Origin of the sequence: Mycetocola sp. (genome assembly GCF_046716805.1) — a bacterium.
Taxonomy (GTDB): Bacteria; Actinomycetota; Actinomycetes; order Actinomycetales; family Microbacteriaceae; genus Mycetocola_A.
In genome coordinates, this window is record NZ_JBKJWH010000047.1 from 21,063 (window position 1) to 42,716 (window position 21,654).

Consider the following 21,654-nt stretch of genomic DNA (forward strand, 5'->3'; position numbering starts at 1 on the left):
TGCGACCGTTTGCGGCAACGCAAGGGCTGCGGCGGCGGATGCTGCGGTGCAGCGGTGGCGTGCCGGCTGCGAGTGGGCACTCGTTTCGTTGCTGTGCCGCAGACGGCCGGACTTTCGCAGAATGCAGGACCGATTCTGGCAATGCGGGGCCGGTTATCACCGTTCGCGGCACAGCACCAGGCCGAGCAAAAGACGCGCCATCGCTAGCCGTTCCATCCGAGTGATCGCAGGCGTCGCTCAACCCGGCGCCGTAGGCCGGGGAGATCAGCGAGGTCGTCGCCTGTGAACTGCAGCGTTTGCCACCCCTCGTCGCCGATGTCGTTAGCTCGCCGCACATCACTGCGCCATTGCCGAACGTCGGTGCGGTGCTGGTCGCCGTGGTACTCGAGCTCGAGCTTGTATTTCGGATACGCAAGGTCGAGGTAGACCGTTCGACGCGCGATCGTCAAGTACACCTCGTGGTTGGCCTGAGGGGTCGGCAGGCCGCTGAGCGCCAGGTCCACGCGCACGAGCGATTCTGGTCGGGAACGCGAGTGATCCGAGCTGAGGGAGAGGCTCCGACGAAGCACACGGCGACCCGCCCGGGACGAATAAGAATCGATCGCGGCGGTCAGCCGCTCGGCTGTCGTTCGCGGTGCCTCGTGCCAGAGGAGGAAATCTGCCACCGCTACAAGGTCGGGCAGATCGAGAACCATCGCGAGGTCACACCACGTCCGTTCGACGGTTGTGACCCGTAACGGCCCGAGCAACTCGATCTCTTCCCCCACCATCAGCGCTCGGTGCCCCCGAGTCCCGCGGTGGCGGATCGCTCGCCCTGGCACCGGCGTCGTTACGTCGAGCGGCCCGCCTACCTCACGCAGCGGAAGCGGCATCCCGTGCAAGAGGGCAGCCGTTCGATGGCTGAAGGTCGCGCCAAGTGGGATCCGTGTGGCGAGTGCGCGGCACCTCAGTTCGAAATCGATCGCGTTCGCGGCGGCGACCCGTGTGCCGTGGAAAGGAGCGGCCAGAGAACGATTGCGCATCTGGCCCCTGGTAAATCCGCGAGCGTAGGCATCCGCAACGGAGAACGCCGCGGGAAGCGGAAGCGGCAGAGGCTTTCGAAACGTCACCGCTCGAGGATGTCGCATCCACGCATCCCCTATCGTCGTTGTCCACAGGGCTGCGCGCCTGTGCGCGGGCGCTGCATTGCCGCATTTGGCTCTGATGCCCGTCGATGTGCGGCCGTTTGTGGCAACGGAACCAGAGTTTCGGCCATCTGTGGCACAGCCAAGGGGGTTTGCGGAGGATGGGGCGTGCCCGATTATGCGTACCTGTGGAGGGTGTTCCAGTGCAAAAGTGACTGCCTGGCGTCGCGTTGCCAGATTTGGCTGTGGTTTCTGTCGATGAGCGACCGTTTACGACAACGCAACGAGGACTTCGACAGTTTGCGGCACAGCAACACGACGGCGCTGCGGGAAGGAACGAGCGTGCGAGGGTGCGCTACCGCACCCGAACCGCGAGCGCACCGGCATCCGCCGCGAAACGCACTCCAGCGATCACGCCGAACCCGTCGCCGTCGAGCTCGACGGCGCGCGGCTTGTCGAGCGACACGGTGACGCCGCTCGAGCGCAGGTAGGTGATCGTCGACGCGTTGCCCGAGGTCGCCCGGATGATGCGGCGCCCGATGCTCGACCGGCGCAGGAACCCGTTCTCCCAGCGCAGCTTGCGCCAGATGTCGATCCAGCCCAGTGTGCCCTTCGGCTGCAGCACCGCGACGTCGAGCTGTCCGTCGTCGACGATGGCATCCGGCATCATCTCCAGCCCGCCGGTGAGCGTTCCGCAGTTGCCGAACAGGATGCCGGAGACGTGGGCGCTGTGGCTCGGTTTATCGTCGAGCTGGTATCGAATGCGGAACGGGCCCGCGTTCGGGATCACACGGATGCCGGCATCCACGTAAGCGAGCCAGCCGACGGTTCGCTTGAGGGTCTCGTTCGTGTTCGCCATGATGTCGGCGTCGATGCCCATCCCGGCCATGACGAGGAAGCCGTGTTCTTCGATCGTGCCGTCGACGCGGCTGAGCGTGGCGATCCCGAGGTCGATGTGACGCGTGCGACCGGTGAACGCGATGGCGACGGCATCCGCCACGTTGCCGACCGGGAGGTTGAGGTTCCGCGCCAGGAGGTTTGCGGTGCCCAGGGGAAGAAGAGCGAGCGCTGCCCCGGAATCCCGGAGGCCCTCGGCCACGGAACGAACGGTGCCGTCGCCGCCGGCCGCGAAAACCATGTCTGCCCCGGCGCGAATCGCCGCCCGGGTCAGGTCCTTGCCCGAGTCGTCGATCGTCGTCTCGAACCAGAGCGTCGGGCCCCAACCGGCGTCAGCTGCTGCTGGATCGATGATCGCGCGCAGTGTAGCCGCGGTGACCCTGGTGGGGTTGTACACGACCGCCGCACGCTTGGGGCCGGACTTGCTCATACCTGCAACCGTACCCTGCGCGGTTAGACTTGCTCGCGTGATTGATCCAGTGCTCCTCCGCGAAAATCCAGACCTCATCAGGCGTTCGCAGGAGGCGAGGCGATCGCCTGTCGACCTCGTCGACCGGGCCCTCGACGCCGACCGTGACCGCCGTGCCGCGATCACGTCGTTCGAGGAGCTCCGCGCCGAGCAGAACGCCTTCGGCAAGCGGGTGGCGAAGGCTGCGAAAGAGGAGAAAGCCGCCCTCGTCGCCGAGGTCAAGGGACTCTCCGACCGGGTCAAACAGGCGCAGCAGCAGGTGACGGATGCCGAAACCCGCTTCTTCGAGATCGTCGGCGCCATCCAGAACCCCATCCTCGACGGCGTCCCAGCCGGTGGCGAGGACGACTTCATCACCCTGCGCGAGGTCGGCGAGAAGCCCGCCTTCGACTTCGAACCCAAGGACCACCTCGAACTCGGCGAGATTCTCGGCGCCATCGACATGCAGCGCGGCACCAAGGTCTCCGGCTCGCGCTTCTACTACCTGCGCGGCATCGGCGCGCGGCTCGAACTCGCGATCATGAACATGGCACTCGACCGCGCACTCACCGAGGGTTTCATCCCGCTGATCACGCCGACCCTCGTCAAGCCGGAGATCATGGCGGGCACCGGGTTCCTCGGCGCGCACGCCGACGAGGTGTACTACCTGCCGGCCGACGACCTGTACCTCACCGGCACGAGCGAGGTCGCGCTCGCCGGCTACCACGCCGACGAGATCATCGACGTCGCGGATGCCCCGATTCGGTACGCCGGATGGTCCACCTGTTACCGCCGCGAGGCGGGCTCATACGGCCGGGACACCCGCGGCATCATCCGCGTGCACCAGTTCAACAAACTCGAGATGTTCGTCTACACGACGCCGGAGGAATCCGAGGCCGAACACCTGCGTCTTCTCGGCTGGCAGGAGGGAATGCTGCAGGCTCTCGGCCTCAGCTACCGCGTGATCGACACCGCCGCCGGCGACCTGGGCTCGAGCGCTGCCCGCAAGTACGACGTCGAGGCGTGGGTGCCGACCCAGGACGCCTACCGCGAACTCACCTCCACCTCGAATTGCACCACGTACCAGGCGAGGCGGCTGAACATCCGTTACCGTGCGGGCGAGGACGGCAAGACCACGCCGGTCGCGACCCTCAACGGCACGTTGGCCACCACACGCTGGATCGTCGCCCTGCTCGAAACGCACCAGCAGGCCGACGGCTCGGTGCTCGTCCCCGAGGCGTTGCGCCCCTACCTTGGCGGGCTCGACGTCATCACGCCGCTGTGACCAGGGACGGGCTGCTCGTCGCGCTCGACATCGACGGCACGCTGCTGCACGAGGACGGGACGATGTCGGATGCCGTGATCGAGGCCGCACAGGCGGCATCCGTTCGCGGTCATCACCTGATGCTGGCGACTGGACGGAGCTGGGAGACCACGCACCACATCCTGCAGCAACTGGACATCGCGCCTGAGTACGTCGTCTGCGCCAACGGCGCGCTGGTCATGCGCCGCGACGATGCCGAGCCCACCGCGTACCGCCGGCATCTGATCGAGACGTTCAACCCGCGCGAAGTGCTGACGCGAATCCGGTCGCACCTCTCCGACGGCCGGTACATGGTCGAGTACCCGAGCGGCTACCGCCGGTACACCCAGGGCATGACCGACTGGAATCTCGAGAACGCCGAGGAGGTCGAGTTCGAGCACCTGCTGTCAGAACCCGTCACTCGCGTCGTGGTCGTCTCTCCGGAGCACGACGAGGTGGATTTCCTCGACATCGTCGAGAAGATGGGGCTGCACTCGGTCACCTACGCCATCGGCTGGACCGCGTGGCTCGACATCGCGCCGCTCGGCGTCAACAAGTCGACGGCCCTCGAGCGAGTGCGCGAATGGCTGAAGGTTCCCGCGGAGCGGCTCGTGGCGGTCGGTGACGGACGCAACGACATCGAGATGTTCCAATGGGCGGGGCGGTCGGGCCGCGCCGTGGCGATGGGGCAGGCTCCGGACGAAGTGAAAGCAGCGGCGACCGAAGTCACCGGCAGTGTCGACGAAGACGGTCTTGTGACGGTTCTCCGGTCTCTCTGACCATTCAGCCTCCTGTCAGGCCATCCTGTCAGTCTTGTCGAGTCCCCATCGGCTACAATCGAGCGTTGCCTGCTGTTCTCGTCAGTACGCATGGAGGGCTGTCCGAGCGGCCGATGGAGCCAGTCTTGAAAACTGGTGGGCAGAAATGTCTCGTGGGTTCGAATCCCACGCCCTCCGCTCCGCAAGGATGGACGTGGAACAACTGGGGCACGGATTGCATAAGTGACAGGTGCGGTTCGAATCCCACGCCCTCCGCTCCGATTCCACACCTGCCTGCCGCGAAAGGAACGTAGCTTGAGCGAACCCGTCCGCCGCTCCCGGCGTTCCTCCTCGACCGCGAGGCACGGCCGGCTTCGCAAGTCGAGCACAGCGGGAGTGATCGCGAGGTTCGTCGCGGCAATGCTCGCCGTGGTTCTCGTCAGTGGATCCGCCATCGCCGCATACGCCGTGTGGGACATCGCGTCGAGCGTCGCTCCGCCCGTCACCCTCGCAAATGAGGAACCCGGGGCTGACGCTCCGAACATCGACGCCATCGAAGGTGGCGTGAACCTGCTCCTCGTGGGCAGCGACAGCCGCTCAGGGCAGGATGCCGTTTTCGGCGATGAGAAAGAGGAAACCGCAGTCCTCAACGACGTGACCATGCTCCTGCACATCTCCGAGGATCACACCTCGGCGACCGTCGTCAGCTTCCCTCGCGACATGTTCGTTCCGATTCCCGCCTGCCCGAAAGAGGACGGCGGAATCTACGAGGCGAGGACCGCCGCCAAGATCAACACGACGCTCTCCTACGGCGGGCTGGCGTGCACCGTTCTCACCGTCGAGAAACTCACCGGACTGAGCATCCCGTTCGCCGCCGAGGTCGAATTCAACGGAGTGATCGAGCTGTCCAACGCCGTCGGCGGCGTCGACGTCTGTGTCGCGGAACCGATCAAAGACGACTACACCCAGACGTACCTCGACGCCGGCACCCACACCCTTGAGGGCATGGCAGCGTTGCAGTTCCTGCGCACCCGCCACGGTGTCGGTGACGGTTCCGACCTCGGTCGCATCAGCAACCAGCAGGTTTTCCTTTCATCGCTCGTGCGCACGCTCAAGAGCAGTGACACGCTGACCGACCCGTCGAAACTCTTTGGCATTGCCAAGGCGGCGGCGAGCAATATGACGCTGTCGACGAGCCTGTCGAACATCAACACGATGGTGTCCATTGCGATGGCGCTGAAGGACATTCCCCTCGACCAGGTGGTCTTTGCGCAGTACCCGACCGAATACGGCGACATCAACGGCTATGAAGGCGTGCTCCCGTTGAAGGGTCCGGCTGAAGAGCTGTTCGACGCTCTTGCCGCCGACGAACCCCTGTCGCTCAGTGGCGAGACCGGTCCCGGTTCGGTGATCGACCCGAACGCGCCCGTGACGGAGGCCCCGGCGCCAGAGACGGCTCCCGCTCCAGAGGAGACGACACCCGTGCCAGAGGGCACGACCCCGCCGACAACCGAAGCGACCGCGCCCGGCGTCGTCCTCGACGAGTCCGTTCAGGGTCAGACCGCCGGTGACTACACCTGCTCGAAGGGCAACGAGTAATACCTCCTCCCGGGGGATTCCGCTGCGCGCTCCGCGCTCTAGAGTGGCTCTGTGAGCAGGTCGGCACCAGCTGGGAAGGTAATCAGGCATGGTCGCCAGCCGCGCCACGGCGCTGTTGCCGTGTTGCTTCGCAGCCTCGCCATCGCGCTGGTCGTCGTGTTCGTGAGCGGAGCATCCGTCGCCGCGTGGGTGTTCTGGGACCTGACCTCGAACGTGAACTCCAACGCCATCGACATCAGCCGCCCGGACGGCATCCCGCTGCCCACCGCCCCGAACATCGACGCATTCGAGGGCGGCTTCAACCTCCTCGTCGTCGGTGCGGACAACGACCCCGAGCAGGGGAGCGCGTTCGGGGAGCGGGAAGTCACGCTCAACGACGTCAACATGCTCCTGCATGTCTCCGAAGACCACTCCAGTGCGGTGGTCGTCAGCTTCCCCCGCGACCTCGTCATCCCGCACCCGACCTGCACCGACCTCGAGTCCGGTGAAATCCATGAGGCTCGACGCGCCCTCGCCCTCAACGCGGCCTTCGAGCGCGGCGGTCTCGCCTGTGTCGTCGCAACGATTTCGGATCTCACCGGCCTCGACATCGAATACGCCGCGCAGATGTCATTCGCGTCCGTGGTTCGCATGACGGATGCCGTCGGCGGCGTCCCCGTCTGCCTCACCGCTCCGATCAAGGACTCCCTGTCCGGACTCGACCTTCCCGCCGGCACCAGTGTCATCTCCGGAGCGAGCGCGCTCGCGTTCCTGCGGAACCGTCACGGCGTCGGCGACGGCAGCGACCTCTCCCGGATCGCCAATCAGCAGCAGTACATCTCCTCCCTGATCCGCAAGATCAAGAGCGATGACACGTTGACGGATGTGACGAAGCTCTACTCGCTTGCCCAGGTGGCGGCGAAGCATGTGTACCTTTCCACGTCGCTGACGAACATCACGCAGATGGTCGCGATGGCGCGCACACTCCAGACCATCGACCTCGACAAGCTGAATCTCATCCAGTACCCGGTGATGTACGACCCCGACAACCCCAACCGTGTCATCCCGTTGCAGGATCTCGCCGACGAGCTGTTCGAGCGGATCGCCGCTGACCGGCCATTCCTCCCCGATCCCAACACCGAGCGTGAGGGCGTCGAGCAGAACCCTGACGCGGCAGCCCCGACGATGCCGCCGGAGACCGCCCCAGCGACGCCTCCAGCGACATCCGGTCCGGTGCCGACCGGGACCCCCGGCGCCACGCCGGCTCCCGCCCCGACGACGGATGTGATCGAAGGCCTCCAGGGGCAGACCGCCCTCGACGAGACGTGTTCGGTCGCGAACTGAACGACTCAATTCGGTCGCTGGCGATTTGCCCGTTATGATTAAGCCCGTGCATCCGCCAGTCGGTCGCGCATGGAGACGTCGCATAGTTCGGCCTAGTGCACCACCCTGCTAAGGTGGAGTCCTCGTAAGGGGACCGCGGGTTCAAATCCCGCCGTCTCCGCCACTTACGAAATGGTTGCGGATCGCAGTAGCCTCCCCGAGATTACCTTGGTTGGGGCTGCCGCCTTTCGCGGAGCTTCGCTCCGCGCGGGTTCAAATCCCGCCGTCTCCGCCACTTAACCCTCGCTGATCAGCGAGGGTTTTTTGTGTTTCAGAGCGCTGTTCCAATGGTTCGAGTTTCGCGGTGCTCGGAGCGTTCTTCGTCCCAGCACGGACTTACCCGACCCGCCGTCCACGGAGGGAGTATCCCGCATCGGAGCGTGCGTGAAGCCCGATCGGGGGCTCACTGCGCCGCGAGCGGGCCGCTACGTTAAGGGTCTGAGGGCCTGCAAACCACTCCAGGAGTGTGAACGATGACTGAACAGTTACCGCGTTTATCGCACGGCGAGTTCCCGGCCGTGTACGGGTCGAGGTCGACGAGGACCGGACGCAACCCCTACTTCCGGATGCTCACACTGCTGTCAGCGTTCCTCCTTGCGCTCGGGTTGATGCTTCTGTTCATCGGCGAAGTGTCGACCGGCGGTATCCTCCTCGGTATCGGATTCTCCGCCCTGATCGCCGTTCTCATCACTGGGGCGATCACCTGGCAGATCCGTCAGACCGCAAGCAGTCACGATTAACGCCTGACACTTCTCGGCCGTTTCTCACCGGCGGCAGCGTTCTCAGGCAAGCCCCGAGCAGGTATGGCAGACTGGCCGCGTCCGTCCTGGCATCGTCGGAGTTGTCGTTGCCGCAGTCCCAACCACTGTGGAGACAACGTCCATGCCTTTGCTTTTCCGTACAGACGTCATCGTCGCGGCCTCAGTGGACCCCACCTCGGCTGGCATCGCTGACGGCATCGCCCAGTGGGCGATCCAGATCATGGAAGCACTCGGTCCGGTCGGGGCCGGCCTCATCGTCTTCCTCGAGAACGTGTTCCCGCCCATCCCCAGTGAAATCATCCTGCCGCTGGCCGGATTCACCGCCAGCCAGGGCTCGTTCACCATCGCCGAGGCAATCTTCTGGACGACACTCGGATCCGTCGTCGGCGCGTTCATCCTCTACGGCCTGGGCCGCTGGCTCGGCCACGACCGTACCGTCTGGCTCGCAACCCGCATCCCGTTCGTCGACCCGGACGACATTCTCAAGACCGTCGCGTGGTTCGGCCGCCACGGCAAGAAGGCCGTCTTCTTAGGACGGATGCTTCCCATCTTCCGCAGCCTGATCTCCATTCCCGCAGGGATCGAGAGGATGAACATGGTGGTTTTCGGGCTGCTCACCGCGGCCGGCTCCCTCATCTGGAACAGCATCTTCGTGATCGCGGGCTTCCTCCTCGGCGAGAACTGGGGCGCTGTGCTCCAGTACGCCGATGTGCTCAAATACGTCGTCGTCGCGGGTGTCGCGCTGCTCGTCGGATGGTGGGTCGTGCGCACCGTTCTGCGGCACCGGGCACGCCGGCGTGCGCGCGACCTCGAGCGCGTCGGATAACCCCAGCTTCGCCGGCACTGTCGGCCGCGTAATCACTCGTTGCGGACCAAGACACTCGGCGCACCGGATGTTTTCGTCCGGAGCGTGTGAGTGGACACGCGAGATGCCCGCCCGCCCGGCGGCATCTTTCGCGCACCCTAATGGTGCCGTGCGTGACCGTCGAGAGGCCCGCGAGCGAACATCGGACGAACTTCTGTCGATCGTCCCTCGTTCGGGGTTCACCGTCCCCTAGGTTGGGAAACACTGTATTTCGCATGATCAGCAAGAGGCGACCCGGGGGGTCTGTCGTTGCTCGAAAGGACTGACCATGAAAAAGCGCAACCTGAGATCAGCGGCTCTCGCCGCCGTCGTCGTAGGATCCATCGGACTGGCCGGATGCTCCGCTGCGGCGGCACCGTCCTCCTCCGAGAAGCCGGCGGAGTCGACAGGCACCCTGATCGTCTATACCAACTCCAACTCCGACGGCCGCGGCGAGTGGATCACCGAAAAGGCAGCCGAAGAAGGAATGACAATCGAGATCGTCGGTCTCGGTGGGGCTGACCTGGCCAACCGCATCGTCGCAGAGAAGAACAACCCGGTCGGGGACGTCGTCTTCGGCCTCAACAACATGTTCTTCGAAACGCTGAAAGCCGAGAAAGCCATCACGGCGTACGAGCCGTCCTGGTCTGAGGAGGTCGACAAGAACTCCGGCGACCCGGACGACGGCGCCTTCTGGCCGCTCGTCGAGCAGGCGATCGTCACGGTCTATGACACGAACAAGGTCTCCGAATCGGATGCTCCCACCGACACCAGCGAGCTGTGGAAGGACGACACCTACAAGGGGCGCTACGAGGTCAATACAGCCCTTGGCCAGGCGACCCCCCAGCTGATCCTCGCCGGTCTGCTCACACAGCACCTCGACGAAGACGGCGACCTCGGTGTCTCTGACAAGGGCTGGGAAGAAGTGAAGGCGTACTACGCGAACGGTTCACCGGCCGTCGAAGGTACCGACCTGTACGCCCGTATCAGCCGCGACGAGGTCGACTTCGGCGTGATCCCGTCGAGCGGCATCACCGCCCGTGACGCAGAGTACGGAACCGCAACCGGCGTGATCAGCCCCAAGGTCGGCGTGCCATACGTCACCGAGCAGATCTCGGTGATCGCCGGAACGAAGAAGCAGGACCAGGCAGAGAAGTTCATCGACTGGTTCGGCAGCGCTGAGGTCCAGGGCGAGTTCGCCCAGGAGTTCTCGGCATACCCGGTCAACGAGAAGGCCCGTGCTGTGGCTCTCCCCGAGGTCGTCGAACTCGTCGAATCGCTGAAGAAGCAGGACATCGACTTCGGGTTCGTGCGCGAGAACATCAGCGGCTGGGTCGAGAAGACCGAGCTCGAGTACCTGCCCTGACCACGAAGTAATCCCCGGCTTTGGCGGTCGCGGGGCGTTGTGCCCCGCGACCGTCACCGAACAGAAGTCTGCCGTTCACCGCCGAACGGACCGGCTGGAGCGCAATGATCACATACGACAACATCGAAGTCCGCTTCGGGGAGCACGCTGCCATCCCGGACCTCAACCTCGAGATCACGGAGGGTGAGTTCTTCACCCTGCTCGGCCCGTCCGGCTGCGGTAAAACGACCGCGCTGCGCACGCTCGCCGGCTTCATCGAGCCGTCGCGCGGCAAGATCCTCATCGACGGCAAGGATGCCACGCGGCTGCCCAGCGAGAAACGTCGCGTCGGCATGGTGTTCCAGAACTACGCCCTGTTCCCCAGCATGAGTGTCGGTGAGAACATCGCCTTCGGCCTGTCGGTGCGCAAGACGAAGAAGGCGGAGACGGATCGGCTCGTGGCGGAGATCGCGGATCAGGTCGAACTCACCCGCGGTCAGCTCGACAAGAATGTCTCTGAACTCTCCGGCGGCCAGCAGCAGCGCGTCGCGATCGCTCGCGCGCTGGTTCTGAAGCCACGGATCCTGCTCCTCGACGAGCCCCTGTCCAACCTCGACGCCAAGCTGCGTGTGCAGTTGCGGGAGCAGCTGAAGAACCTTCAGAGCGAGCTGGGCATCACCACCGTGTATGTCACGCACGACCAGGAGGAGGCCCTGACGATGAGCGACCGGATCGCCGTCTTCAACAAGGGTGTCGTCGAACAGGTCGGCACACCCGAGCAGATCTACGACCGCTCGGGCACCGAATTCGTCTGCACCTTCGTCGGTGCCATCAACACGTTGTCACGCGAGTTCGTCCAGCGGCTCGTCGACGCCGGAGCCACCGGCCTTGACCCGTCGAAGCCGTCGTATCTCCGCCGCGAGAAGGTGTCGCTGTATCCGCCCCGGACCGGTGAGCCGGTCAGCCGGCTCGACGGTGTCGTTGCCGAGCGCACGTACCACGGGGCGTACAGCACCTATGTGATCGAGTCGAGCGGCACCACGCTCCTGGCCATGGTGACGGAGAACGGTGAAGCCGTGCTGCAGCCGGGAGCGACCGCCGACCTGTACATCGACCCGGCCTCGATCCTGCAGTACTGACTGAGATGCGTTCGAAATCGCTGCGGGCCATGTTCCGCTCACCGCTGGTCCTCGTCGTCTCGGTGGTTCTTCTCTGGTTCATCGCAGCGTTCCTGCTGTTCCCGAACATCAACCTGCTCGTATCGACGTTCTTCCCCGGCGGAGAGTTCAGCGCCCGCGCCGTCGAGAAACTGTTCAGCTCCGAACGGGCAATGAAGAGCCTGTGGCACAGCTTCCTCCTGGCGATCAGCCTGTCCGTCACCGTCAACGTGGTTGGTATCTTCATCGTGCTCGTCACGAAGTACTTCCAGATCCGTGGCGCGCGCATCCTCTGGCTCGGCTACGCCACCACGCTGATCTACGGCGGCATCGTGCTCGCCGCGGGCTACAACTTCATCTACGGCCGTTACGGGTTCATCACCAACGCCGTGCGGAACGTGTGGCCAGACGTCGACCCGAACTGGTTCTCCGGATTTTTCGCCGTCCTCCTGGTGATGACGTTCGCGACCACCACGAACCACATGCTCTTCCTCTCCTCGTCGCTCGCGAAGATCGACTACCAGACCATCGAAGCCGCACGGAACATGGGCGCCTCGACCTGGAGAATCCTCTGGAAGATCGTCCTCCCGGCACTCCGGCCGATGATCTTCGCGGTCACCGTTCTGACGTTCCTCACCGGGCTCGGCGCGCTCACCGCTCCGCTTGTACTCGGCGGCGCCGACTTCCAGACCATCGCCCCGATGATCGTCACCTTCTCGAAGAGCGCAAGCTCCCGCGACCTCGCGGCGCTGCTCGCGATCATCCTCGGTGTCGCGACGATCATCCTGCTCGCCATCATGAACCGGGTCGAGAAATCCGGTGTGTATTTTTCGGTCGCCAAGGTTGCCACGCCGCTGCAGAAGCAGCGGATCCCGAACCGCGCAGCGAACGTGATCGTCCACGTGGTCGCGTATCTGCTCTTCGTCGTCTATGCCACGCCCGTGCTGCTGATCGTGCTGTTCTCGTTCGTGGACTCCACCGCTGTGCTGACCGGCACGATCACTCTCGGCTCGTTCACGCTCGACAATTACGCGACGGTGTTCGGGTCGCCGGCCGTGCTGCGCCCGTTCGTGGTCAGCGTCGTCTACAGCGCGCTCGCCGCACTCATCGTCGTCGGCGGCTTGTTGTTCGTGGCCCGGGTGATCCAGAAATACCGCAACCCCGTGACATCCACTCTGGAATACCTGCTGCACATTCCGTGGATCCTGCCGACGATCCTCATCGCGCTCGCCCTGGTGATGACGTTCGACCGCCCCAACCCGCTGGTGGGCGGGCAGGTCCTTACCGGCACGACCGTGCTGCTGCTGGTGGCGTACATCATCGTCAAGATTCCGTTCACGCTGCGTCTGCTCAAGGCCGGATTCGCGTCGATCCCCGACTCGCTCGAGGATGCCGCACGCATCCTCGGCGCGAAGTCCCTGTTCACGTTCCGGAAGGTGCTGTTCCCGCTCGTCATTCCAACCGCCGCGGCAATCACGGCGCTCAACTTCAACAGCCTGCTCGATGACTACGACGCCGCCGTGTTCCTCTATCACCCGCTGTACGAACCGCTCGGGATCGCGATCAAGCAGAGTACCGAGGGTGAGAACAACCTCGACTCGATGTCGATCACCTTCGTCTACACGGTGCTGCTCATGATCATCATGGGGCTGACCATGTACCTCGTCTACGGCCGCTCCAGTGGCGCGAAGAAGCGGCGGACGCGGTTCGGCGGAGAAGCGGATGCCGTCGGTGCTGGCCCGCGCAGCCCGGATGCGGTCGGCCCGAAGGTGGTCAGCCAGGACGCCGTCGGCGTGGATGCTGTCACGACAGCAGGCGCGAACCCCCGGTCCTGAGCGCCTCTTCACTCGCGCCGGACCAGAGCACCCGGTGCGCCGGATGCTTTCGTCCGGAGTGCGTGAAAAGGCGGCACAACAAAACGGCCCGGGGCGAATGAAGCTCCCCCGGGCCGTGCCGTTGCGTTGGTACTACTCCTGCTGCTGGCGGTGCCGCTCGGCCTGTTCCGCCTGCTTCTGCTCCTTACGGGCTTTCTCTTCTGCGAGCACGCGCAGGCCGGCATCGCGTTCGTTGACCCGCGTGTTTTCGGCACGAACCGCTGCCTGAGTGGCGCGTTCGGTGACGAGCCAGGCGGGCGGAGCCTCGAGGAGAGCGGTGATCTCGGCCGTCGTGAGGGCGGCATCCGCCATCTCCGAGCGAGCGAGGCCGGACACCGAGATGCCGAGCTTACGGGCGACCTCCTGGCGCGGGTGCGGGCCGTTCTTGCGCAGCTCGACGAGCCACTCGGGCGGCGACGCGAGAAGCTCGTTGAGTGTTTCACGCGTCACGGGCTGGTTCTGGAACTCGTCGGGCGTTGCAGGCAGGTAGACGTTGAGCTTTTTCGCTGCCGTCTCCGGCTTCATGGTTTGGGGGGTCTTGTTGGAAGCCATGCCCCCAGCGTAACCGGTGGGGCCCCGTGCATCACGCGGCGGGCGGCATCCGTAATACCCTGTGAATCGACCGTTCTCGTTCCGAACGGCATGAGGGAGGCACCATGGACGCCGAATCGACGCCCGACCGCCTCTTCACCGTGGCTTTCGTGCCTGGTGTGACGCTCGCGAAATGGTCGAAGGTGTGGGCGGAACGCCGCCCCGATCTGCCGATGGGTTTCGCGCCCACGTCGGAGGCCGAGCAGGTCCGCGTGCTGCACGACGGCGCCGCTGAGGTCAGTTTCGTCCGGCTTCCGGTCGACGATGCCCGGCTGAGTGTGATTCCGCTCTACCGGGAGACCCCCGTCGTCATGGTGCCGAAGGAGCACGAACTGTCGCAGGCGGAATCCGTCACGGTGGCGGAGCTCGCCGGGGAACATCTCCTGCAGGATCCGGACTCCGTGCCGGAGTGGCGCGACGTCGCCGATGAGATCCGTGAGGGGACCCGCCGGCCGCTTCCGAGCATCCGGACAGGCGATGACGCCGCCGAACTCGTCGCCGCCGGGGTCGGCATCGTGATCGTGCCGCAGTCGGTGGCGCGGCTGTACGGCCGCAAGGATGTTGTCGCCGTGCCGGTGACGGATGTCGCCGAGTCGCAGATCGCGCTCGCCTGGCTCGAGGAGAACACCACCGCGGACGTCGAAGAGTTCATCGGCGTAGTCCGCGGTCGGACCGCCCGCTCCTCCCGCGCCCCGCAGGAGGAGCCAGAGAAGGCTCCCGCGAAGGAGCGCAAACCCAAACCGAAGGAGAAGGCGAAGCCATTCACGCCGCGCCCGCACCGGGCCCCGAAGAAGCTCGGCAAGGGCCGCAACCGCGGTCGCGGCGGCCGCTCCTAGGAACACGCTCGCCGTTCGGTGCGCGCAAATCGATCTCAGCACGGCGTTGCGGGTCGATTTGCGCACAATGAAGGTCGCCGGACGCGAGCGATCGCTAGGCGACAGTCGTGCCGAACAGCAGCCCAAGCAGGTACGTCACCGCTGCCGCGCCGAAGCCGATACCCAGCTGGCGGAGGGCCCGTTTGAGCGGTGAAGCGCCGGAAAGCACGCCCACGACGGCTCCGGTGATGAGCAGCGCGATTCCGACGAGAACGGATGCCACGGCAACGGCCGCGAGACCGGTCAGGCCGAACAGGTAGGGGAGCACGGGCACGATCGCGCCCGATGCGAAGAAGAGGAAGCTGGAGACAGCGGCGCCGCGTGCCGAGCCGATCTCCTCGTGCTCGTTCTTCACCGCTGCGACACTTCCCGTGTTGATCCCGACGTGAACGCAGTCGAGGTTGTTGAGCACCTCGTGGGCGTGCTCCGCCGCCTGTTGCGGGGCCATGCCGCGAACCCGGTAGACCAGCTGGAGTTCGTTGGCGTCTACGTCGAGCAGGGGGAGAACCGTCCGGGCAGCCGGGTCAGGAGTGGTCGATTCGAGCAGTTCGCGCTGGGACCGCACCGAGACGAACTCGCCTGCGCCCATCGACAGGGCACCGGCCAGGAGTCCGGCGACACCGGCGGCGAGCACCACGCCGTTGCCCACGCCGGTGGCGCTCATGCCGGCGACAAGCGCCAGGTTCGACACGAGACCATCGTTGGCGCCGAAGACAGCGGCACGGAACATCCCGGACATGCTGTTGCGCCCGCGGGCGGCGAGCCCGCGCACGATCTCTTCGTGCAGTCTCTCGTCAGCCGCCATCGCGTCGGTGGCGTCGACATCCGCTTCATACGGTGAACGGGATTCGGTGCGTTGCATCAGGGCGAGAACGAAGACCGAACCGAACCGTTTGGCAAGAAACCCGAGCAGCCGGGTTCGAAGCGCGGTGCGAGTGGGGTCGTTCGCGTGCTCGCCGAGCAGCGCGATCCAGTGCGCTTCGTGCCGCCGCTCCGCTTCGACGAGACCGAGCAGGATGGCGCGTTCCTCACCGGTGCGGCGGCCCGCGAGTTCACCGTAAACGGATGCTTCAGCGCGTTCGTCGGCGAGGTACCGGCGCCAGCGTTTGATCTCGGCCGGGCTGGGCGCGCGGGTGGTGGGGGATTCGGTCACGGGGTACTCCTGCTGCGGTGGGCCGGAGATCCTCGATATTTCGAGACTTCGGCCATCGTGAATAGGTGGCCGAAGGTCTCGCTCGCCCGCTCGTGCGGGTGGGCTGCCGGGTCGTGAGACCAGTGTGTCGACAGACCGCGTCGCCGTTTCTGGATTGAAACCGGCGGTGGGAACTACTCCCCTTCGCTGGTTCCATTCTATCGCAGGTCAGCCGGGAGGCTTTCGGGCCGCGTCAGGCGCGCTCGTAGGCAGCGCGAAGCCAGCCGATCCGAGGATGGTGAACCACTCCGTCAGCGCTTTACCGGTGTTCTCCGGCAGTCCGTCGATTCTCCTCTGGGTCTCAACGTCCATGCCCGAAGGCTACTCGGTGTCTGCGGTGGATATCGAGCGGTCAGGCCCGGGTTGCCGCCGCGATCACGGTGTGGAGGGTTTCGCGCATTCTCGTCAACTCGTCGACGGACATGCCCAGTTCGGAGATGATTTTCGGCGGGATGCTTTCGGCCTGGTCGCGAAGGTTGCGGCCGACATCCGTCAGGGTGATGTCGAGGACGCGCTCGTCCCGCGTGCTGCGCTCGCGGCGTACATAACCGGTGGCCTCGAGGCGCTTGAGGAGTGGGGAGAGTGTGGCCGGTTCCAGCTGAAGGGCGGAGCCGAGCTCTGTGACCGAGCGCGGGCTGTGTTCCCACAGGGCGAGCATCACGAGGTATTGCGGGTGGGTGAGGCCGAGGGGTTCGAGGATCGGGCGGTACAAAGCGAGGACGCTGCGGCTCGCAACGGCGAGCGCAAAACACACCTGGTTCTCGAGGGCGAGCAGATTTGCGGCGTCGGCTGTTGGGGCCTGGGTCATGGTCGGCCTCCTCTCCTCATTACCATATACACTAATGGTTATGGCACGAACTAAAAAGCCTCGTCAAAGTGTTGCGGATGCCGGCGGCTTCACCAACTGGCTGAACAACCGTCTTCGTCCATACATTGGCCCGCCTCCGCTCGGCCCGTACAACGAAGAGCCGCTGCCGCCCGCCTCCGAATCGGCCTGCCCGCTCTGTGGCCAGGCCATGTCGCTGCACAGCGTTGATCGCAGCGGCGAACGCACCCAGCTGTACTGCCCCACCCCCGCCGCCTGACCCAGGCTCCCTGCCCGCCGATCGCCGGCGTATGATCGCCGCCATGGAGCATCCGCAAGTGGTGGAACCGGGCGACCCGGTCGTCAGCGCTGTCCGCGACATCTGTGCCGACTATCCCGAATTCGCCGAGGTCGAGGCGTGGGGTCGGCCCACCTTTCGTGCCGGGAAGAAGCTGTTCGTCGTGATGGGGTCATCGATGGACCGCCCGGGCACCATGGTGTTCAAGCCGGACCCCGACGAACGGCCCGCGCTGCTGGAGGACGACCGGTTCTTCGTGCCGCCGTATTTCGGTCCAGCCGGCTGGCTCGGCATGGAGCTGGCGGCCGACGCGACGGACTGGACGTTCGTTGCCGAACTCATCGACACCTCCTACCGGCAGGTCGCCCTCAAGCGCCAGCTCGCCGCTCTCGACGAGCGGCACCTGCGATAGCGGCTGGCGGCTGGCGGCGGGTTCACCGTCCCCGGCGCGGGTTGCTTTGCCGCGCGCGGGTGCTTTTTCAACCGCGCCGAGCCAGAAGACCCGCGCCGGCCCTTTTACTCGACGGCGAGGACGTTACCGGTTGCTGTGTCCGCGGCTTCATTGAGCCGCTCCACCTGGGCCGCGAAGTTCTCCAGCTCCTCTTCCGACCACGACGAAAGCAGCCCGTGCATGATTGTGCGGTTCGTTGGGTTGACCGAGCGCATGCGCTCGTGCCCCTTCTCGGTGAGGGCGAGGATCCGCGCCCGGCCGTCATCGGGGTCGGTGCGGGTCTCGACCAGGCCGAGTTCCTCCAGCTGCCGGACCTGCCGGCTGATCACACTCCGGTCGACGACGAGCGTGTCGGCAGCAACGCTGGCCTGGACGGTTCCGCAGCGTTGGATCGTCCGGAGGAGTCGGTAGCCCACGGGCTGCAGTGAGGGGTCGACCGCTGTCGCTGCGTTGCGCACAATCAGATGCAACGTGCGGGCCAAAGTGCTGATCGAGTCTTCGACGGCCAGGATGGCAGACGCGTGCCTGTCCGCGGATGTCGCCACGCCTGTCGGTTCGGCGGTCATCGTTCACCTCTCCGGGAGGCGGGATCGTCCGGCTGGTCAGCCGTGGGGACCGATCCCGTCGGGTGCGCGAGTCCCACCGCGGGCAACGCGACGCTCGCGGTTGCAACGTCGATGAGCATGTCGCTCGCGTCGTCGCGCTCCCGGGCCTTGTCGTCAGCCGAGGAGCGGCCGCCGCCCTGGTTCTTCAATTGGACGGCGTTGAGGCTGCCGAGCGGCGCATTGGGAATGAAGGCGACAGCGATGAGGGTGACGACCGCCAGTGGTACGGCGCAGAGGAAGACGAATCCGACACCCGACCCGTACGCGCTTTCGACGACCGTCTTGAGCACGTCGGGCAGTTCGGAGATCTGCGGGATGGACCCACTGCCGAGGTAGGTCCCGGCCAGAACTTGATCGGCCGGCTTGAGGGCGGCGATGTTCTCCTTGATGCTCTGGGCGACGACCGTGCCGAGGATGGAGCCGAGCATGGAGACGCCGATGGTGCCGCCGAGGCTGCGGAAGAAGGTGATGGCGCTCGTCGCGACGCCCAGGTTCCTCACCTCGATGGAGTTTTGTACGACGAGGACGAGGTTCTGCATGAGCATGCCGATACCGGCGCCGAGTACCGCCATGTACACCCCGACGAGGATCAGGTTCGTGTCGTAGTGCAGGGTGCCGAGCAGGGCCGAGCCGACCACCGTCAAGACCGAACCCGTCACCATGATCGCCTTCCATTTGCCGCGTCGGCTGATCAGGCCACCGAACACGGTCGAGGAGATCAACAGGCCAGCCATCATCGGGATGGTGAGCAGGCCGGATTCCGTTGGAGTCGCTCCGCGGGCAAGTTGCATGTATTGGGCGAGGAACACGGATGTCCCGAACATGGAGACCCCGACCGAGACGCTCGCGATGACGGAGAGCGTGAAGGTGCGGTTTCGAAACATCCCGAGAGGGATGATCGGTTCAGCTGACTTGAGCTCGACGATCACAGCTGTGACGAGAAGCAGGATCGAGCCGACGACCATCAGCAGGCTCGGCACCGACACCCACTCGAATTGAGTGCCCGCGAGTGAAACCCAGATCAGCAGCAGCGAAACGCCCCCGGCGATGAGGATCGCACCGAGGTAGTCGATGCGCACGGTGCGCTTCGGATGTCTGGGCAGGTGCAGCGTGGACTGGAGGAGGATGATCGCCACGATCGCGATCGGCAACGCGATGAAGAAGTTCCAGCGCCAGCCGAAGGCATCCGTCACCAGTCCGCCGAGAAGCGGCCCGCCGACCGTGCCGAGCGCCATGACGGCACCGAAGAGGCCGGCGTACTTGCCGCGGTCCCGCGGGCTGATGATGTCGGCCATGATGATCTGGCTGAGCGCGGCAAGCCCGCCGCCGCCGAGGCCCTGGAAGACCCGGAAGAGAATGAGGGTGTTGGTGTCCTGGGAGAAGCCCGCCGCGGCTGAGCCGATGACGAAGAGGGCGAGGGCGAGCTGGATCAGCAGTTTGCGGTCGAAGAGGTCAGCGAATTTTCCCCAGAGCGGTGTCGACACCGTCGTCGCGAGAAGGGTCGACGTCACGACCCACGTGTACGCCGACTGGTCGCCGTCGAGGTCGGAGATGATGACGGGCAACGATGTCGCCACCACCGTTCCGGCGAGGATCGACACGAACATACCCAGCAGCAGGCCGGACAACGCCTCGAGCACCTGGCGTTGGGTCATCGTGCCGTCGGCAGAAGCTGTGCGTTTGGGTTTCGGGGTGGTGCGGCGTGCTGATCGAGGCATTCGACTCCGGGGTTGGATCATTGACAAACATCAACTATACCTCAGGCTGACGCCGGTTCGGGTCTTGCGAGCCCGGGGTGGCCGCTCGATTGGCGCCCGGCGGCACGGTCATGTAGTCTCTAATACGGCCTGCGAGCGACTGTCGTTCTGTAAGGCCAAGCCCATGCGCCCGTAGCTCAACGGATAGAGCATCTGACTACGGATCAGAAGGTTGGGGGTTCGAATCCCTTCGGGCGCACGGTATGCCCCGGAAAGACGCCAGTTCTGGCTGTCTCTCCGGGGCTTCTTCGTTTGCGCCCGAGAGCGTCCAGTCTGGCGATTGTAGACCTGGATTAGAGCCCCGCCAGCAAACTCACCGCGATGGCGAACATCACGACGGCGATGAGGCCATCGAGAATGCGCCACGACGCCGGCCTCGCGAAGAGGGGCCTCAGCAAGCGCGATCCGAATCCAAGCGCCGTGAACCAGGCGACGCTGCCGAGTGCGGCTCCGAGGCCGAACCACAGCTGGCGACCGTCATAGGTGGCGCTGATCGATCCCAGCAGCACGACGGTGTCGAGGTAGACGTGCGGATTCAGCCAGGTGAGCGCCAGCGCGGTCGCGACGGCGGTACGCATCGGGATGGGGGCGCCGCCAGGGTCAGTGTCCAGAGTGTTCGGGCGGCCGGCGCGAATCGCCGAACGGATGCCATACCACAGAAGGAACGCCGCCCCGGCGATGCGGACCGCGGCGAGCAGCCAGCCAGCCTGTTCGATGGGCGCGCCGAGCCCCCACACTCCCAGCGCGATGAGAACGGCATCCGAAATCGCGCAAATGGCGACCACCGCGACGAGATGTTCGCGGCGAAGGCCCTGCCGCAGAACGAAGGCATTCTGGGCACCGATCGGCGTCATGCACCACCGGCCGATGGCCACACCCGGCTTCACGAGCCGTTGGTTCGATCGGGGAGTGGATGCCAGCAGCCTTGCCGTCGCGCCCGTGGTGATCTTCGACGAGAAGGACGACATCCAGCACCGCTACCTGCGCTCGTTCGCGCGCGCCCCGCTGAGCCCGCCGCGGCATTTCGTGCCGGTCTCCGCAGATTTCGCAGAGGCCGTTCGGCTTGGCTTGGGCTGGGCGATGCTTCCGGACCAGCAGTCCGAAGGACCCGTGTCCCGGGGCGAGCTCGTCGAGCTGCCGGCCGGCCACGCGGTCGATGTGACGCTCTACTGGCAGCAGTGGGCTTTGCGGATGAGTGCCCTCGATCGGGTCGCGCAGGTGATTCACGACGCCGCGGAGCGTCTCCTGTCGAAGTCGTCTTCTCCGACAAGACAGCAGCCCAGCTGACCTCGTCAGGGTGCCCGCAGTGCATCGGGAAATCGCCTTGCCGCCGCCGTGCCCGGCCGGACCGCCATCGACGAACGCAAGAAACGTCGCCCACACTATCCCGGCTGCCCCGTTGCCTCACCGAAGGCATCCGTGAGCGCCGTCCCGCAAGGGAGTGCGGCGCTCACCGTGTTGTTCGTGGACCCGACTCGTAGCGGACGCGCCCCATTACTCTTCACCATTGCTGCCGGAGAGCACTCGGCTCGCGCCACGATCACCCGGGCGGACGAGGCGTTGCGTGAACCCGCGAAGCTAGACCCTTGCAACAGGGCGGACGGGGAG

22 protein-coding genes and 3 tRNA genes are annotated in these 21,654 nt (G+C 65.4%); 16 read left to right on the top strand and 9 right to left on the bottom strand.

Annotated features, from left to right (window positions below; translation table 11 throughout):
* Positions 1-203 precede the first annotated feature (203 nt).
* A complete protein-coding gene (locus ACLQ62_RS03915) occupies positions 204-1,109 on the bottom strand; it encodes a hypothetical protein (RefSeq protein WP_411720364.1) in 906 nt (301 codons plus the stop codon).
* A gap of 370 nt (positions 1,110-1,479) precedes the next feature.
* Positions 1,480-2,451 carry a diacylglycerol/lipid kinase family protein gene (locus ACLQ62_RS03920; RefSeq protein ID WP_411720365.1) on the bottom strand — a complete coding sequence of 324 codons (972 nt, stop codon included), beginning with the start codon at positions 2,449-2,451 and terminating at the stop codon, positions 1,480-1,482.
* 37 nt (positions 2,452-2,488) lie between these two features.
* Between ACLQ62_RS03920 and serS the strand changes: the two genes are divergently transcribed.
* The 11 genes from serS to ACLQ62_RS03975 all read left to right on the top strand — a co-directional run bounded on the left by serS (position 2,489) and on the right by ACLQ62_RS03975 (position 13,433).
* Positions 2,489-3,754: a serine--tRNA ligase gene (gene serS / locus ACLQ62_RS03925; RefSeq protein ID WP_411720366.1), complete on the top strand. Its 1,266-nt coding sequence runs from the start codon at positions 2,489-2,491 to the stop codon at positions 3,752-3,754.
* The gene (locus tag ACLQ62_RS03930; RefSeq protein ID WP_411720367.1) at positions 3,751-4,551 is read left to right on the top strand and encodes an HAD family hydrolase; all 801 of its coding nucleotides are present in this window, start codon (positions 3,751-3,753) and stop codon (positions 4,549-4,551) included. Before serS ends, ACLQ62_RS03930 begins: the two co-directional genes overlap by 4 nt.
* A gap of 92 nt (positions 4,552-4,643) precedes the next feature.
* Positions 4,644-4,728 (top strand) — tRNA-Ser (locus ACLQ62_RS03935).
* A 117-nt stretch (positions 4,729-4,845) separates the two neighbouring features.
* Complete coding sequence (locus ACLQ62_RS03940) at positions 4,846-6,129, top strand: LCP family protein (RefSeq protein WP_411720368.1); 1,284 nt, start codon at positions 4,846-4,848, stop codon at positions 6,127-6,129.
* Positions 6,130-6,249: 120 nt separating this feature from the next.
* A complete protein-coding gene (locus ACLQ62_RS03945; RefSeq protein WP_411720369.1) occupies positions 6,250-7,452 on the top strand; it encodes an LCP family protein in 1,203 nt (400 codons plus the stop codon).
* A 71-nt stretch (positions 7,453-7,523) separates the two neighbouring features.
* Positions 7,524-7,615, top strand: a tRNA-Ser gene (locus tag ACLQ62_RS03950).
* 349 nt (positions 7,616-7,964) lie between these two features.
* Complete coding sequence (locus ACLQ62_RS03955; protein WP_411720370.1) at positions 7,965-8,231, top strand: hypothetical protein; 267 nt, start codon at positions 7,965-7,967, stop codon at positions 8,229-8,231.
* A gap of 142 nt (positions 8,232-8,373) precedes the next feature.
* On the top strand, positions 8,374-9,078 hold the full coding sequence (locus tag ACLQ62_RS03960) for a DedA family protein (protein ID WP_411720371.1): 705 nt from the start codon (positions 8,374-8,376) through the stop codon (positions 9,076-9,078).
* Between the two features lie 307 nt (positions 9,079-9,385).
* Complete coding sequence (locus ACLQ62_RS03965) at positions 9,386-10,462, top strand: extracellular solute-binding protein (RefSeq protein ID WP_411720372.1); 1,077 nt, start codon at positions 9,386-9,388, stop codon at positions 10,460-10,462.
* 104 nt (positions 10,463-10,566) lie between these two features.
* Entirely contained in the window at positions 10,567-11,580 is a 1,014-nt protein-coding gene (locus ACLQ62_RS03970) for an ABC transporter ATP-binding protein (RefSeq protein WP_411720373.1), read from the top strand.
* A 5-nt stretch (positions 11,581-11,585) separates the two neighbouring features.
* Positions 11,586-13,433 carry an ABC transporter permease gene (locus ACLQ62_RS03975; RefSeq protein WP_411720374.1) on the top strand — a complete coding sequence of 616 codons (1,848 nt, stop codon included), beginning with the start codon at positions 11,586-11,588 and terminating at the stop codon, positions 13,431-13,433.
* A gap of 132 nt (positions 13,434-13,565) precedes the next feature.
* Here the strand turns inward: ACLQ62_RS03975 and ACLQ62_RS03980 are convergent, their stop codons facing one another.
* Positions 13,566-14,024, bottom strand: coding sequence for a DUF5997 family protein (locus ACLQ62_RS03980; RefSeq protein WP_411720375.1), 459 nt, complete (start codon positions 14,022-14,024; stop codon positions 13,566-13,568).
* 104 nt (positions 14,025-14,128) lie between these two features.
* Here ACLQ62_RS03980 and ACLQ62_RS03985 point away from each other — a divergent pair, with 104 nt between their 5' ends.
* Positions 14,129-14,899: a LysR family substrate-binding domain-containing protein gene (locus tag ACLQ62_RS03985; protein ID WP_411720376.1), complete on the top strand. Its 771-nt coding sequence runs from the start codon at positions 14,129-14,131 to the stop codon at positions 14,897-14,899.
* A gap of 94 nt (positions 14,900-14,993) precedes the next feature.
* On the opposite strand, the gene ACLQ62_RS03990 is transcribed toward ACLQ62_RS03985, so the two are convergent.
* From ACLQ62_RS03990 to ACLQ62_RS04000, 3 genes are all read right to left on the bottom strand, one after another.
* Positions 14,994-16,091 carry a VIT1/CCC1 transporter family protein gene (locus ACLQ62_RS03990; RefSeq protein WP_411720377.1) on the bottom strand — a complete coding sequence of 366 codons (1,098 nt, stop codon included), beginning with the start codon at positions 16,089-16,091 and terminating at the stop codon, positions 14,994-14,996.
* 207 nt (positions 16,092-16,298) lie between these two features.
* Positions 16,299-16,442, bottom strand: coding sequence for a hypothetical protein (locus ACLQ62_RS03995; protein WP_411720378.1), 144 nt, complete (start codon positions 16,440-16,442; stop codon positions 16,299-16,301).
* A gap of 40 nt (positions 16,443-16,482) precedes the next feature.
* Positions 16,483-16,938, bottom strand: coding sequence for a MarR family winged helix-turn-helix transcriptional regulator (locus ACLQ62_RS04000; RefSeq protein ID WP_411720379.1), 456 nt, complete (start codon positions 16,936-16,938; stop codon positions 16,483-16,485).
* A 40-nt stretch (positions 16,939-16,978) separates the two neighbouring features.
* On the opposite strand from ACLQ62_RS04000, the gene ACLQ62_RS04005 reads away from it, so the two are divergent.
* The gene (locus ACLQ62_RS04005; protein WP_411720380.1) at positions 16,979-17,215 is read left to right on the top strand and encodes a hypothetical protein; all 237 of its coding nucleotides are present in this window, start codon (positions 16,979-16,981) and stop codon (positions 17,213-17,215) included.
* 43 nt (positions 17,216-17,258) lie between these two features.
* Positions 17,259-17,645 (top strand): MmcQ/YjbR family DNA-binding protein, encoded by a 387-nt coding sequence (locus tag ACLQ62_RS04010; RefSeq protein WP_411720381.1) that lies wholly within the window; start codon positions 17,259-17,261, stop codon positions 17,643-17,645.
* A gap of 104 nt (positions 17,646-17,749) precedes the next feature.
* Here ACLQ62_RS04010 and ACLQ62_RS04015 read toward each other — a convergent pair whose 3' ends face one another.
* Positions 17,750-18,250 (bottom strand): MarR family winged helix-turn-helix transcriptional regulator, encoded by a 501-nt coding sequence (locus ACLQ62_RS04015; protein ID WP_411720382.1) that lies wholly within the window; start codon positions 18,248-18,250, stop codon positions 17,750-17,752.
* Positions 18,247-19,944, bottom strand: a complete 1,698-nt coding sequence (locus ACLQ62_RS04020; RefSeq protein WP_411720388.1) for an MDR family MFS transporter — start codon at positions 19,942-19,944, stop codon at positions 18,247-18,249. The genes ACLQ62_RS04015 and ACLQ62_RS04020 overlap by 4 nt, the downstream gene beginning before the upstream one ends.
* Positions 19,945-20,172: 228 nt before the next feature.
* Here ACLQ62_RS04020 and ACLQ62_RS04025 point away from each other — a divergent pair.
* Positions 20,173-20,245: transfer RNA gene (locus tag ACLQ62_RS04025), tRNA-Arg, on the top strand.
* A gap of 94 nt (positions 20,246-20,339) precedes the next feature.
* Here ACLQ62_RS04025 and ACLQ62_RS04030 read toward each other — a convergent pair.
* Positions 20,340-20,900: a LysE/ArgO family amino acid transporter gene (locus tag ACLQ62_RS04030; RefSeq protein WP_411720384.1), complete on the bottom strand. Its 561-nt coding sequence runs from the start codon at positions 20,898-20,900 to the stop codon at positions 20,340-20,342.
* Between the two features lie 13 nt (positions 20,901-20,913).
* Here ACLQ62_RS04030 and ACLQ62_RS04035 point away from each other — a divergent pair, with 13 nt between their 5' ends.
* Positions 20,914-21,333 carry a hypothetical protein gene (locus ACLQ62_RS04035; RefSeq protein WP_411720385.1) on the top strand — a complete coding sequence of 140 codons (420 nt, stop codon included), beginning with the start codon at positions 20,914-20,916 and terminating at the stop codon, positions 21,331-21,333.
* Positions 21,334-21,654 lie beyond the last annotated feature (321 nt).